Genomic DNA, 14645 nt, shown 5'->3' with positions numbered 1-14645 from the left:
GACGCCACCGCCTCAGGCGTTACAATGACACTTGCAGCCGACCCGACCCCTGGCTGCCCCTTCGGCCGTGTGCCCGTGCGTTTTCTCCAACATGTGGTTTGACTCTCTTGACGACTTCAGCAGCTGAGGTTCTGTCGCAGTGGCAGAACTTGCGTGATCAACTCGAACAATGCATGCGCCAGGACGCCGTGGCGCTGGACAGGCGTCTTGGCAAGGTGCGTCGCCGAATCAAGGAGGGCAAGCCCTCCGACCGGGCCCTTGGTGAGATCGAGCGTGACATCGCACGTTCCAGGGCGCGATTCGAGGCGCGCTCGAGCACGCAGATTAAGCTCAATTACCCCGAGCAACTGCCGGTGGTGGAAAAGCGCGCCGATATTCTGGCCGCGCTCGAGAAAAGCCAGGTGGTGGTGGTCGCCGGTGAAACCGGGTCGGGAAAGACAACTCAGTTGCCCAAGCTGTGCCTTGAGATGGGGCTTGGCCGCCGGGGGTTGATCGGCCATACCCAGCCTCGCAGGCTGGCGGCGCGCTCGGTGGCAACCCGGCTTGCCGAAGAGCTTGAGGTTGGCCTCGGGGACACCGTGGGGTATCAGGTGCGTTTCACCGACACGACCTCGGAGTCGACGCTGGTCAAGCTGATGACGGACGGCATCCTGCTCAACGAGACTCAGCATGATCCGTGGCTGTCGCGCTATGAAGCGATCATCATCGATGAGGCGCACGAGCGCAGCCTCAATATCGATTTTCTGCTCGGATACTTGAAGCGTCTGACCGACAAGCGCCCCGATCTCAAGATCATCATTACTTCGGCGACTATCGACGTTCAGCGGTTTTCCGAGCATTTCGGTGGTGCGCCGATTGTCGAAGTCTCCGGTCGAACCTATCCGGTCGAAACGCTCTACCGGCCGCTGGTGAGGGAGACCGACGAGGAGGAAGATCAAACGCTTCAGGAAGGCATCTCCTCGGCGGTCGAGGACATCGATCGGATCGAGCGCGAGCGCGGCTGGCACTTCGGCCCGCGCGACATCCTGATCTTCTTGCCGGGCGAGCGGGAAATCCGTGAAACCGCCGACACGCTCAGAAAGGCGCGCTTGAAAGATACCGAGGTGCTGCCGCTGTACGCTCGGCTTTCCAACAGCGAGCAGAACCGGGTGTTCTCGCCCCACAGCGGCCGGCGGATTGTGCTGTCGACCAACGTGGCCGAAACCTCGCTGACAGTACCTGGCATTCGCTACGTGATCGACCCGGGGCTTGCCCGCATCAGCCGCTACAGTTACCGCGCCAAGGTGCAGCGTCTTCCGATCGAGGCCGTCAGTCAGGCGAGTGCGAACCAGCGCAAGGGCCGCTGCGGGCGAATCGCGGAAGGGGTGTGCATTCGCCTCTACAGTGAAGACGACTTCCTGGCGCGCCCGGAATTTACCGAGCCCGAGATTCAGCGCACCAACCTGGCCTCGGTGATTCTCTCGATGCTGTCGCTGAAGCTTGGTGACATCGACAAGTTTCCGTTCGTTGACCCGCCCGGGTCGCGGTTCATCAGTGACGGCTTTCGGTTGCTGTTCGAGCTGGGGGCGGTCGATCATGCCCAGCATCTGACCCAGAAAGGGCGCCAGCTTGCCAAGCTCCCGATCGACCCGCGCCTTGCGGCGATGATTCTTGCCGCCGGCCCGCTTGGCAGCGTGCGGGAGACCTTGATCATTGTCAGTGCCCTGAGCATTCAGGACCCGCGCGAACGCCCGGCCGAGAAGCGCGAGGCCGCCGATCAAAAACACCGGCAGTGGCAGTCGCCGGATTCGGACTTCATGTCGTGGCTGAGCCTCTGGCACGGCTTCGATGAGGCCCGGGGGCTTTACTCGAGCAGTGGCCTGCGACGCTGGTGTCGCGAAAATTATCTGAATTACCTGCGCCTTCGTGAATGGCACGATACCTTCCGTCAGCTTCGAAAGCTGGCACAGTCACTTGGGTTGACGCTCAGCGATGCGGACACTCCCGCGGATGAATCGCTGGTGCATCGGGCGCTGCTGGCGGGGCTTTTATCGAACATCGGCCTCAAGCAGGAGCAGCGCGAGTATCTGGGTACACGCAATCGAAAATTCCTGATTCATCCCGCATCAGGCCTTTCCAAGCGCGCCCCCAAATGGGTGATGGCTGGAGAGCTGATGGAGACGTCTCAGCTGTTCGCGCGCGAGGTGGCCGGCCTCAAGCCGGAATGGATCGAGCCTCTGGCCGAGCATCTGGTCAAGCGAAGCTACAGCGATCCGCACTGGGAAATGAAGCGAGCTCAGGTCGTGGCGTTTGAGCAGGTCACGCTGTTCGGGCTGCCGATCGTTAGCCGGCGCAAGATCAATTACGCCCCCATCGCCCCGGAAGAGGCGCGCCAGATTTTCATCCAGCACGCGCTGGTGGAGGGCGAGTACCGAACCCAGGGCGCCTTTTTCGATCATAATCGCGCGCTGATCGATGAGGTTGGTGATCTCGAGGACCGTGCTCGACGCCGGGATATTCTAATCGATGAAGAGACACTGGCGGCGTTCTACGACCAGCGTCTGCCAAGTGACGTGGTCGATGGCAAGAGCTTCGAGAAATGGCGGCGTCACGCCGAGCAGACGGACCCCGATGTGCTTCGACTCGACAAGAGCGATCTGCTCGCGCGCGACGCCGTCGAAGTCACCGAGCAACGCTACCCTGACCAGCTGACGCTCAACGGCGTGTGCTATCCGCTGTCGTATCACTTTTCCCCAGGCGCCGAGGACGATGGGGTCAGCATGACCGTGCCGGCCAGCATGCTTTCCCAGCTGCCTAGAGCGCGGCTTGAGTGGCTGGTGCCGGGGCTCTTGCGCGACAAGGCGATTGCCTTGATGAAATCGCTGCCCAAGCAGTATCGGCGTCAGGTGGTCCCGATTCCCGACTGGGTCGATGCCGCTCTTGAAGCCCTGTCGCCCGATGATGTGGCCCTGAGTGCGGCGCTTGCCGAATTCATGCGCCAGAAAACCGGGCTTCGTCTGCCGGAATCGGCCTGGCAGAGCGATCAGCTTCCGCCGCATTTGATCATGAACATCAAGGTGGTGGCGCACGATGGCAGCTACCTGGGGCAGGGGCGCGACGTGAACGCGCTCGAGCAGCGCTTCAGCGAGGCGGCGAAAGCCAGTACTCAGGCGCTTGCAAACGACGCGCTCCAGCAGAGTGCGCTCACGGCCTGGCCTCGCGAGGCGCTGCCTGAATCTCACGTTCAGGAGCAGGCGGGCATCCGGGTCGAGGCGTATCCGGCAGTGGTGGATGAAGGGAATGCGCTTGGCGTGAAACTCTTCGATCATCCGGACAAGGCGCTGACGCAGCACCGGGAAGGCGTCAAGCGTGCGGCGATGATGGCATTGCCGGACCAGGTGCGCTATCTATCGCGCGCCATCGACGGTCTCGAGGAGTGCGTGCTGTTGTTTGCCAATGTGGGCTCACGGCGTGATTTCATCGATGATTTCGTCGAAGCGGCATTTTTACGCACCTTCGCCCACGACCCGCTTCCGCGTGATGAAGCGGCGCTCGCTGCCCGTATCGAGGCTGAACGCGCTGAACTGGTGCCGACCGCGGAGCTGATCATGGGTGAGGCCAGGGCGGCGCTCAAGGGGCATCTGGCGGTCGCCAAAAAGCTCAAGGGCAGTGTCAATCTTCAGCTGGCGCGCACCTATTCAGACCTCAAGTCACAAATGGCGCGTTTGGTACACCGTGGCTTCATTCGAGAGGCGGGCACGTGGTTAAGCCACTATCCTCGGTATATGGAGGCGGCATCGATCCGACTCGAGAAGGCGCCACGAGAGGTGCGCAAGGATCAGTTGGCCATGGATGACGTGCAGGCCTTCGAACAGCGTCTATCCGCGCAGCTCGACAAGGCGCGGCATCAAGGCGTGGTGGACCCGGCCCTTTTTGAGTTTGGCTGGTGGATCGAAGAGCTTCGCGTGTCCCTGTTTGCCCAGCAGCTTGGTACGCTCGAGCCTGTGTCGGAAAAGCGTCTGGAGCGTCGCTGGAAAACGCTCAAGGAGCAGGGCATCGTTTAGTCGCCGCGCGGTTTGATCGTAAAGGCACAGCGCGTGGCTGCGTTTGAAAGGCGAGGGGTGTAAGGTAGACCCCCTTGAGAACACAACGCCCGTAAAACGGGTCTCGAAGGAACAGTTATGGGTTCTAAAGCAACCGTTACCGCCCTGGCATTGGCCGGCCTCGTCACCACCGGCTGCGCCAGTACCAATGGGCAGCAGTCCAACCCGCAGGATCCGTGGGAGGGCTATAACCGGGCCGTCTTTTCATTCAATGACACGCTTGACCGTTATGCATTGAAGCCCGTGGCCGAAGGGTATGACTATGTCACCCCCGAGCCGGTTCAGGATGGCGTCGGCAACTTCTTCAATAACCTCGGCGAAGTCGGCAACTTCCTCAATAGCCTCATGCAGTGGAAGCTGAGTGCGGCAGGCGTTGCAGGCTCCCGGTTTCTGATCAACACCACTCTTGGGCTTGGCGGTCTACTTGACCCAGCCGGTCGCATGGGGCTTGAGCGTCAGCCCGAGGATTTCGGTCAAACGCTTGCCACGTGGGGCGTAGGGCAGGGGCCGTATCTGGTCTGGCCGTTTCTTGGGCCGAGCACGGTGCGTGACAGCGCGGGCTTTCCGGTCAACTGGTACACCGACCCGGTTACCTACATTGACGACGACACAACGCGCTGGTCGTTCCGCGCACTCGATATCGTCGATACGCGGGCGGGCCTTCTTGATCAGGAGAGCCTGATGCAGGGCGATCGTTACAGCTTCGTACGAGATGCCTATCTTCAGCACCGTCAGTTCCTGATCAATGACGGCAAGGCCACCAAAGACCCGTTCGCCTCGGGTGACGTGGACTTCAATGATGACGACTTTGCTCAATAACGTCTGTCTGCGACCGCGTTCATGCTAAGCGCTCAACCGGTCATCGGCCTAATCGACCGGCCAGGTGCGTTTCGTGACCGGCTGGCCGGGCTGCTCGAACGCTTTGGCTACAAGGCGGTTGCCATGGATGGGCTGGACGCACTGACCCGGCGTGTCTCACTGGTGGTCGTTCATATCACGGCACTTGAAGGGCGGCAGTGGGACGATTTGGCGCGGCGTTATCCGACGCTTGCCGTCAGCGACCGCACGTACGATCACGTGGACATCATCTCGGCCATCGATGCAGGCGTTGAGGATTACCTCATCGACCCGGTGATTAACACGTCGCTGTTCAAGCGGCTGATCGAACGCGCGCTGGAAGACAGTGAACGTCGCCAGGCCGCCGTTCGCGACCGGGACCGGCTCGAGGCACTCAACGAGCAGCTGCAGACACACCTGACGCTCTTGCGTGAAGATCTGTATGCAGGTGGACAGATTCAGCGCAAGCTGCTGCCGGTCTCACCCCAGCGTCTCAATGGGCTCGAAGCGTCGTTTTGGCTTGCCCCTTCTCTGTACCTGTCCGGTGACTTTCTGGACTATCGGGCGCTCGGGGCGCATTACAGCCTCTTTACCTTCATCGATGTCTCAGGCCATGGCGCGTCGTCGGCGTTCGTGACGGTGTTGATCAAGTCGCTGATTCAGCGTGTCCTAGCGCAGTGGGACGGCCAGCACCCGGAAGAGCTCCTGCCGGCGATGCTGACCAGTCTCAATGAAAACCTGATGGAAACCGGCGTGGGCAAACACGCCGCTTTGTTTCTGGGCATGATCGACCGGCGCAGCCAAACGCTTTTTTACTCACTGGGCGCTCAAATGCCGATGCCATTCATCAAGGAGGGCAATGACGTTGATGTGCTCAGCGGAGACGGCCCGCCGATCGGGCTTTTTCCGGGCGTTCGTTTTCCGGTGTTCGAGCGGGTGCTCGATGCCGGATTTTCTCTGTGGTTATGTTCCGATGGTGTATTTGATTGCCTTCAGGCCGATACATTGGATGAGAAAATTGAAATGCTGCGTTTGAGAGTGGCAGAGTCTGCATCCATTGCGGATCTGAAAGGGTCGTTGACCCTGGGTGATGCGCTTCCCGATGATCTTACCATCATGATGCTGAGTGGGTTTCACGATGACTGAGGCACGCATTCAAGCGGCGTATGTGGATCATGTATTCATTTTAAAGCTCACAGGCGATGTACGACTGACCCTGTGTGCCACGCTCGATCAGCAGGCTCGGGCGCTTTCCGAACTGCGCGATCTCAAGGATGTGATCATTGACCTTCGCGAGGTGGTGAATCTGGACTCCACCTCGCTTGGCTTTCTGGCCAAGATCGCCCTGGCGGTCAAGGCGCGCATCGACCGCCAACCCGTCGTGATCGCAAGCCATCCTGATGTATTACGGATGTTCGATGTCATGGGGTTCCGTCATTATGTGTCGTTGAGCGAGGTGCCGCCCGAGCAGCAGGAGTTTCATGACCTGCCGGTCGTGGATACTGATGAGGCAGGCCTTCGCGAGCGCATTCTCGATGCCCATCGAACGTTGATGACACTCAATGAGCGTAACAAGAGTGAATTTCAGCCGCTGGTCGATCTTCTGGAACTTCAGCGTTTCGACGCCGACCCACCATCCTGATCCGGGTATTAGCCCCACGTTTGATTCAGGCCCTTTCACGCTCATGGCATGAGCTGTTCCGGCTCCTGTAGGACACATGGAGACAGGAGATTCATGCGCGAGGTATGTCATGGAAGACAGAGAAAATTCAGAGCGCCATTACCCCTATCATCTTGTCGTGACGCTGGCGGCGCTGGTCATCATTGTGACCGGCCTGAAGCTTGGGGCCGACATCATCATTCCGATTCTACTGGCGACTTTCGTGGCCGTATTGTGCGCGCGTCCGGTCAGCTGGTTGCATCAGAAAGGTTTTGGCATTACGCCTTCGATCTGTTTGGTGCTTGCAGGGCTTGCGCTTTTGTTGGGGGCGTTCGGCACGTTGATTGCGGCGCATTTGAATGCGTTCGTGGAGCAGCTGCCGGATATGGAAGCCAAGCTGCAGGAATACTACAAGGTCATCATTGACTGGATGAACGCGAACGGTGTGCCGGCGGAGCTTTCCTCGGCCGAGCGATTCTTCGATCCGGACAAGGCCACGCGGCTGATGCCGATGCTGCTCGGAGGGATCGGCAGTGCGCTGTCACAGATTCTGATCATTTTCCTGTTGATGATTTTTGTGCTGTACGAAACGCTCGATTTCCCGAAAAAAATCAAGCTGGCGCTGGAGCAGCCGGAAGCGAGCATGCGCCGCTTCACCCAGTTTTCACTGACGCTTCAGCGCTATCTGGTGGTCAAGACCGGAATCAGTGTGATCACGGGTGGCCTTGTGTCACTGTCGTGCGTTCTGCTGAACGTTCAGTTCGCGCTGCTGTGGGGCGTTCTGGCATTTCTTTTGAACTATATTCCCAATCTTGGCTCGATCATCGCGGCCGTACCGGCGGTACTGTTGACGCTGGTCATGCCTGAAGGCGGCTTCATCAAGGCAGCGATGTTGGGCGGCTGTTATACCGGCATCAACTTCATTCTTGGCAACTTCGTTGAGCCGCGCATCATGGGTCAAACCCTTGGCATGTCGACGCTGGTGGCGTTCTTGTCGCTGGTCGTCTGGGGATGGATTCTTGGGCCGGTGGGAATGTTTCTCTCGGTGCCGTTGACCATGTCGCTCAAGATCGCGCTCGATAGTCACCCGGATACGCGGTGGCTGTCGATCATGCTGGGGCCGACGCAGCGTCGGCGGGAGAAATTGCGAGAGAAGAAAAGTCGCAGCGGATCCTGATGCATAAAAAAACCCACCTCGAGAGGTGGGTTTTTTCTGGTCGAGTCAGTCCGCTTACGCGTTCTGCTCGATAAACTGCACAAGCTGCGGCTTGGACTGCGCGCCGACCAGTGACGCAACCTTGTTGCCTTCCTTGAACATCACGACCGTGGGCACGCCACGTACGCCCTGTTCTGCGGCGATGTCGGCGGCGTCATCGACATTGATGCTGACCACTTTCAGTGTGTCGGCCTTTTCTTCAGCCACTTCGTCGACGACCGGCGCCATCATCTTGCAGGGGCCGCACCACGGTGCCCAGAATTTCAGCATCACGGGCTTATCGGATTTCAGCACTTCTTGTTCGAAGTTGGCTGCGGTGACATCAATGTTGTTACTCATAAGGTTCTCCAGTTCTCTCAACTGCGTCGCAAGTTCATGGCAAGGATGGTAGCGGTTGCCTGATACAGAGGCAAATAACATCCTTTAAACGGGGCGATTGCGTGTGGCGTGCCACGTTATATGGGGACACCCATGGGTTAAAAAAAGGCGTAGCGAACACCGAGTACCAACAATAATCCGGTCAAGAGTGTGCGCAGCAGCGCATCCGGCAGGTAACGCGTCATGCGGGCACCCAGATGAATGGCCGGCAGTGAGCCGATCAGCAGCGCCCCGAGCAGCATGAAGTCCACGTTACCCAGGAACAAGTGCCCGGTACCTGCAACCAGCGTCAAAGGGACGGCGTGGGCAATGTCGGTCCCGACGATCTTGCCAGCACGGAAGCTTGGGTAGAGCACCATCAGGATGGCGGTTCCGAAAACGCCAGCGCCCACGGAGGAGAGTGTGACACACACTCCGAGAACCAAGCCCGAGAACAGCGTAAGCTGAGGAGTGTAGCGTTGAATCCAGCCATCTTTCTTGGCTGCGAACCGCTGTAGGGGGCCTTTGAAAATCAGAATGACGGCGGTCATGATCAGCATGACACCGAGCATGCCCGTGATCAGGTCACCGTAGGCGTGGCTGCCATCAAAGAATTGATCAAGCACCCACACCGTCACGAGCGCGGCCGGGATACTGGTGGCGGCAAGGAGTTTGACGACACGCCAATCGATGTGCTGCTGCTTGTGGTGGCTGAAGGCGCCGCTGAATTTGGTCAAGGCGGCGTAAAGCAGGTCGGTACCAACGGCCACGCTTGGCGGAAAGCCGAACAGCAGCAGCAGCGGAGTCATCAGCGAGCCGCCGCCGATACCGGAGAGGCCGACGGCAAATCCGACGCCTGCGCCAGCAAGAATGTATAAAAGGAGGTCGGTCAATTCCATGGTCAGCGGCCCATCGCGAAAGAGTGATAATAACGGCGGGTATCTTAAGGTGTCCTCTTTATGCCCGAAAGGAATGATTGTTCATTATTTTATGCCTTGATAGCATTAAAAAGATCATTATTGCTGGGTGGGGGTTGCCGTGAAGCTTCAACAATTGCGCTATATCTGGGAAGTTTCCCGTCACAACTTGAACGTATCGGCCACGGCGCAAAGCTTATATACGTCGCAGCCGGGCATCTCGAAGCAGATTCGATTGCTCGAGGATGAGCTTGGCGTCGAGATTTTTGCGCGAAGCGGCAAACATTTGACCCGGGTCACCCCGGCTGGGCGCGCGATCATCGATCTGGCCGGCCAGGTGCTGTGTACGGTCGGAAACATCAAGCAGGTGGCTCAGGAGCACAGCGATGAGCAGCGTGGCAGCCTGTCGCTCGGCACCACCCACACCCAGGCGCGCTACGCACTGCCTCCGATCATTCAGGAATTTCGGGCGAAGTTCCCGGATGTAGCCCTGCACATGCAGCAGGGTACGCCCAAGCAAATCGCGCAGATGGTCTCTGAAGGCCAGGCGGACTTCGCCATCTGCACCGAGGCGCTTGAACACTTCACGGATTTGATCCTGTTGCCGTGCTATCGCTGGAACCGCTGCGTGCTGGTGCCCAAGGGGCATCCACTGGCGCAATCGCCGCTGACTCTTGAAGCGCTTGCTGCTCACCCGGTGGTCACATACACCTTCGGATTCACGGGCCGCTCTCAGCTTGATGACGCCTTCCGACGCAACGGCCTTGCCCCCAATGTGGTGTTGACCGCTGCCGATGCCGATGTCATCAAGACCTATGTGCGTCTTGGTATGGGGGTTGGCATTGTCGCGCACATGGCAGTCGATCCTGTCGCTGATCATGACCTGGTGGCAATCGATGCAAGCCATCTGTTCGAAAGCTCGATCACTCGGATTGGCATTCGGCGTGGAACGTTCATGCGCGGGTATATGTATGACTTTCTGCACCGCTTTGCAGGCCACCTTGACCGCGACCGGGTGGATGCGGCACTGGAAGCCGGACCACGAAACGAAGCGAGCCTATTCGAGGATGTGGTCTTGCCGGTCCGCTAGAGGGTCGACACGCTAGAGCACTTAAACGAAAAAGCGCAGCCCCGAGGCTGCGCTTTTTTTATGGAAGAAAGCACTTGGTACGTCAGAACATTTTGTCAGTGCGCCAGGTGCAGGCCGCATTCGCGCGTCTCTTCACCCTTGGTTGGGTCGAAGTAGTCGAAGTTGTTCGGCAGGTCATGCTTGACCAGATACTCGTACAGATCCTTGGAGCTCCAGTGCAGAAGCGGCGCGACCTTGATCAAACCGTCGCTATTGACGCTTACAGGCTGCATCTGGGCGCGATGCTGCGTATCGGAGGCGCGGAGCGCTGTAAACCAGACGGTCGGTGCCATTTCGCGAATGGCGCGCTCGAACGGCTCGAGCTTGACCTCGGCGGTGAACGCGTCATGACGCGGGTCATCAAGGCCAGGTACGTCGCCTTCGACCGCTTCGCGATGCGCACGAGTACGCTTGGGCACAAAGATGAAGCGATTAAGGCCAAGCTTCTGGGTCACTTCATCAGCAAACTGATAGGTGGCGGGCGTGTTGTAGCCGGAATCCATCCAGACAACCGGAACGTCAGGCTTGAGTGTTGCTACCATGTGGAGAATGACCGCCTCGAACGGGCGGAAGTTGGTGGTCACGATCGGAAGACCCCCTTGTTCCAGCGCCCATTCGACCAGTTTTTCTGCATCGTTGCCGAACTGCTGATTGACGTCATCAATAGTCATGCGTGTTCTCTCCGTACGTACGTGATGAGTAATGCGGTCAAGCCTACCAGAGCCGCGTTGAGGCCGGCTAATATCGTTCGCTTAGAAGCTTAGAGCGCCAGGCGTTCATGTCTCGGACTCCAGCGCGTTCATCAAATGGCGAATCTTGGCGATCGATTCGGCGTATTCTTCTTCTTCGACCGAGTCGGCCACGATGCCGCCGCCGCCCCAGAGGTGGACACGGCCCTTCTGCATCAGTGCGGTGCGAATCATGATGGACGTATCCATGTTGCCGCGCGTGTCGATGTAGCCAAGCGAGCCGCAGTAGGGCGCTCGAAAGACAGGCTCCAGTTCATCAATGATCTCTATGGCGCGATGCTTTGGAGCGCCCGTGATTGACCCGCCTGGAAAGGCCGCCATCAATGCATCGAGCGCGTCCTTGCTTGAGTCGAGCTGGCCTGTGATGGTGCTGACCAGATGATGCACATTGGCATAGGACTCAAGCGCCATCAGTTTGGGAACGGTGACGGTGCCTGGCGCACTCACCCGGCCTAAATCGTTTCGAAGAAGATCCACGATCATCACGTTTTCGGCCTTGTCCTTGAGACTTGCTTCAAGCTCCAGCGCCAGCTGCCGGTCCTCTTCAGGCGTTGCGCCCCGGGGGCGTGTGCCCTTTATCGGCTGCGCCATCAGTGTGCGTTCGCTGCAGCGGATAAAACGCTCTGGCGACAGTGACATTAGCGCGCCGTCGCCCCAGTCCAGATAACCGGAAAACGGCGTTGGCGTTGCCGCTCTCAGGCGTTGATAGGCCTCGAAGCCATCACCTTCGGTATGTGCGCTGAACCGTTGAGTCAGATTGATCTGATAGCAGTCACCGGCACTCAAGTACGCCTGTACCTGCTGAAACGCCACACCGTAATCAGCGCGTGTCCATTCCGGTGCAAACGGGGTCGTGCAGTGAAACGAAGGACGTTGTCGTGTGTGCGCTGGACGCGAAAGCATCTGATGACGCTCATGGCGTTTGGTCTCGGGCGCGATGAGCGTTGCGCACTTTTCATGATGATCGAGCACCAGGGCCCAATCGTAGGCACCCAGCATGGCCCAGGGCCAGGTCACCGAAGGGTCCTCTTTTAAAGGCAAGGCTTGAAGCGTCCGAGCGAACTCATAGCTCCAGTAACCGATAATTCCACCGGAAAAGGGCAGGTCCTCCATATCGTCGGGCACGCTGTGTTCGACCAGTGCCAAAAGGGCCTTCTGAGCGGTATGGATGTCCTGAACATGAGTCAGATGCGCTGGGGCATCCGCGCTCCACTCAAGCCCGTTCGGTTGAACCTTAAGCGTGCACAACGGTTGGCTCGAAAGAATGTCGAAGCGCCCCGTAGCGGAATGCGGCTTGCCGGAATCGAGCAAGACCGCACCGGGTTCGTCTTTGAGTTTTGAAAAATAGCCAAGTGGCGACGGCTCATAGGGAAGCGACGTCAAGGTCAGGTGCGTCATGAAAGGCGACCGAGTGCGAGACAAGTGAACGGGCAAGCCCGATGGAATAGGGGAATGCTATCATGTCAGGCTTTTGATCGGGATGAATAGGGTAGGCGTATGGCGGCTGGCTGGCAGCAACAACATGGCACATTGCAGTTGAGGGATCAGTCGGTCCACTGGGCGCGATTGAAGAAAACGGCCGACGTTGAACAGTTAGGTTCCGAAGGCGCGCCATTGCCACTGATATTGCTCCATGGGGCGGGCGTGTCGGGTGCTGTGACCTGGGGTGGGTTTTTACCGCATTTTACGCACTATACGGATATCGTGATTCCGGATCTTCGAGGGGCAGGTAAGACCCATTTCCCCAGCGGGGATGAGCGGGCGTTCACCATGGACGAGGTGCTCGATGATCTTGAGGCGCTGATGCGCGAGCAGGGCATCGAGCGGTTCGATGTGGCGGGGTATTCCTTCGGAGGCCTGGCCGCAATGCTCTTAAAGGCGCGACTGGGCGATCGCATCAACCGCCTGACCTTGTTGGAGCCTGCGTTACTGGAACGGATGGACCGCGAAGCATCCGTTCGTATCCGCGAGCATTATACGTGTGCGGCCAGCGCCATTAGAGAAGGAAGAACCGCTGAAGAGGGCATCACGCAGTTTCTGGACCTGATCGCGCCGAAGCGCTCCCGTGACCCGCGCGTCGAGTCGGTGGCCATCAAGCGCCTCGGTCGACGCCATGAAGGCTTTGCTCACGCACTTGATTGCGTGACACAGGCGATCAAGCACACCGATCGCGAGGCGCTGCTTGCCAGGCAGGGCCGTGTCTTGAGCGTCGTGGGTGGGCGAAGCCCGCATGCGATGCGGGAGTATCATCACTATCTCGGGGAAGCCTATCCAGCGTGGCGCTACGTTGAGTTGAGTGAGACCGATCACTCCTTGCCATTTCAAAAGCCAAGGCAGCTGGTGGAACTGATCGAGCGCCGATAATGTGAGTCGGGCTTGTTATGCGCGGGAAGGCATGGCAGCTTCCCTGAGTCTTTTGTTTTATTAACGTACATTCAGGTCTCTCCATGACGAGTGAGTCAACCGAAGTCCGGACGATCGCCGAGCGTGTCTTTCACAAGCTCCAGGACGACATCGTGCGTGGCCACCTTCCTGCGGGAAGCAAGATTACCGAGCCAGGGCTTGCGAAAAGTTATGGGGTGTCGCGTGGGCCACTGCGTGAGGCCATGCGTCGACTTGAAACGCACCGTTTGATCGAGCGCGTACCGCACGTGGGCGCCAGGGTAGTAAAGCTATCCATGCGAGAACTGCTGGAGCTGTTTGATATGCGTGAGGCCCTGGAGAGCATGGCCGCGCGTCTGGCCGCACGGCATATGACCCAGGACGAGCTCGCGGCACTTCGAGGCGTGCTTGATGCGCATGAAGAGCAGCACGATCTGCCGCCCGGCGAGGCGTATCACCGTCGAGAGGGGGATCTGGACTTTCACTTCCATATTGTTAGAGGCAGTCACAACCGCATGTTGATGACCACGCTCTGTGATGACCTCTACTATCTGGTTCGGCTCTATCGAACGCAGTACAGTGCTACCGGAACGCGGCCCCAGCGTGCATTTGTCGAACATCACAGAATCGTCGACGCCATTGCCTCTGGTGATGAGGAGCTCGCCGAAACGCTGATGCGACGCCACATTACGGCGTCACGGCAGCTGGTGACCGAACGCTATGCCATGACGCTCGAGCATTCTGATCAAAAGGAAGAGCCGATCTCGAGACGGCGTATCAACCCATAAGCCGCATTATGAGCGCCCTGCAGGCCCCGGCCAGCGGGGCGCTTCTGTATTGGTGTCATCCGGATGTCATCTTTTTTCGACAAAGGGGTTGCGCTCGGGTCAGTGCGTGGGTAAAGTACGCATCCGCTGTCGGGGACGTCGCAAACGGCCAGGCAGTATGAAGTGCGCAAGGCGCTGATTTGGTTTGGTTTTTCTAGGCTTTTTTAAAAAATCGGACGTTGACATTTCAGCCCGGTTCGGTAGAATGCGCCGCACTTCATCGGACGCAGCTTCGAGTGATTGAAGAGCGGTTTTCTTGCTCTTCAGGTCGGAATTTGGTTTTCTGATCGGTCGCTCAAAATTGAAGCTTGACAGTCCGGCTCGGATGAGTAGAATGCTCATCCACTCGCTACAGGGCACAGCCCGCAGCGAGACGCTCTTTAACAAGTCGATCAGGTAATTTGTGTGGGCGCTTGGCTCGGGGTGATGATCGCATCACCAAATATCGAGACAAGCGACTCGTCAGAGAAGTTTGTAACTCGAGCCAGA

12 protein-coding genes are annotated in these 14645 nt (G+C 58.6%); 8 read left to right on the top strand and 4 right to left on the bottom strand.

Annotation, left to right across the window (positions count from 1 at the left end; genetic code table 11):
* The first annotated feature begins 131 nt into the window (after positions 1-131).
* The 5 genes from hrpA (at position 132) to NAT49_RS09585 (ending at position 7756) form a co-directional block, all read left to right on the top strand.
* Positions 132-4043 carry an ATP-dependent RNA helicase HrpA gene (gene hrpA / locus NAT49_RS09605; RefSeq protein ID WP_374708813.1) on the top strand — a complete coding sequence of 1304 codons (3912 nt, stop codon included), beginning with the start codon at positions 132-134 and terminating at the stop codon, positions 4041-4043.
* Between the two features lie 117 nt (positions 4044-4160).
* Positions 4161-4901, top strand: coding sequence for an MlaA family lipoprotein (locus NAT49_RS09600; protein WP_251593604.1), 741 nt, complete (start codon positions 4161-4163; stop codon positions 4899-4901).
* Positions 4902-4922: 21 nt separating this feature from the next.
* Entirely contained in the window at positions 4923-6065 is a 1143-nt protein-coding gene (locus NAT49_RS09595; RefSeq protein WP_251593603.1) for a PP2C family protein-serine/threonine phosphatase, read from the top strand.
* Positions 6058-6561 (top strand): STAS domain-containing protein, encoded by a 504-nt coding sequence (locus NAT49_RS09590; protein WP_251593602.1) that lies wholly within the window; start codon positions 6058-6060, stop codon positions 6559-6561. The genes NAT49_RS09595 and NAT49_RS09590 overlap by 8 nt, the downstream gene beginning before the upstream one ends.
* Before the next feature lie 109 nt (positions 6562-6670).
* On the top strand, positions 6671-7756 hold the full coding sequence (locus NAT49_RS09585; protein ID WP_251593601.1) for an AI-2E family transporter: 1086 nt from the start codon (positions 6671-6673) through the stop codon (positions 7754-7756).
* 54 nt (positions 7757-7810) lie between these two features.
* On the opposite strand, the gene trxA is transcribed toward NAT49_RS09585, so the two are convergent.
* Both trxA and NAT49_RS09575 read right to left on the bottom strand, forming a co-directional pair.
* Positions 7811-8134, bottom strand: a complete 324-nt coding sequence (trxA, locus tag NAT49_RS09580; protein ID WP_251593595.1) for a thioredoxin — start codon at positions 8132-8134, stop codon at positions 7811-7813.
* Positions 8135-8271: 137 nt separating this feature from the next.
* Complete coding sequence (locus NAT49_RS09575; RefSeq protein WP_251593591.1) at positions 8272-9051, bottom strand: sulfite exporter TauE/SafE family protein; 780 nt, start codon at positions 9049-9051, stop codon at positions 8272-8274.
* A gap of 139 nt (positions 9052-9190) precedes the next feature.
* Between NAT49_RS09575 and cysB the strand changes: the two genes are divergently transcribed.
* Entirely contained in the window at positions 9191-10159 is a 969-nt protein-coding gene (gene cysB / locus NAT49_RS09570) for an HTH-type transcriptional regulator CysB (RefSeq protein ID WP_251593589.1), read from the top strand.
* Between the two features lie 95 nt (positions 10160-10254).
* Here cysB and NAT49_RS09565 read toward each other — a convergent pair whose 3' ends face one another.
* Together NAT49_RS09565 and pabB are read right to left on the bottom strand one after the other, a co-directional pair.
* Positions 10255-10869 (bottom strand): phosphoadenosine phosphosulfate reductase domain-containing protein, encoded by a 615-nt coding sequence (locus tag NAT49_RS09565; protein ID WP_251593587.1) that lies wholly within the window; start codon positions 10867-10869, stop codon positions 10255-10257.
* A gap of 105 nt (positions 10870-10974) precedes the next feature.
* A complete protein-coding gene (gene pabB / locus NAT49_RS09560) occupies positions 10975-12345 on the bottom strand; it encodes an aminodeoxychorismate synthase component I (protein ID WP_251593586.1) in 1371 nt (456 codons plus the stop codon).
* A 99-nt stretch (positions 12346-12444) separates the two neighbouring features.
* Between pabB and NAT49_RS09555 the strand changes: the two genes are divergently transcribed.
* Positions 12445-13311, top strand: a complete 867-nt coding sequence (locus NAT49_RS09555) for an alpha/beta fold hydrolase (protein ID WP_285836103.1) — start codon at positions 12445-12447, stop codon at positions 13309-13311.
* An 83-nt stretch (positions 13312-13394) separates the two neighbouring features.
* Positions 13395-14117, top strand: a complete 723-nt coding sequence (locus NAT49_RS09550) for a GntR family transcriptional regulator (RefSeq protein ID WP_251593584.1) — start codon at positions 13395-13397, stop codon at positions 14115-14117.
* Positions 14118-14645 lie beyond the last annotated feature (528 nt).

The organism is Larsenimonas suaedae (genome assembly GCF_023712105.1).
Taxonomy (GTDB): Bacteria; Pseudomonadota; Gammaproteobacteria; order Pseudomonadales; family Halomonadaceae; genus Larsenimonas; species Larsenimonas suaedae.
The sequence above is the reverse complement of the archived record's forward strand: the minus strand, read 5'-3'. Positions and strand labels throughout refer to the sequence as shown.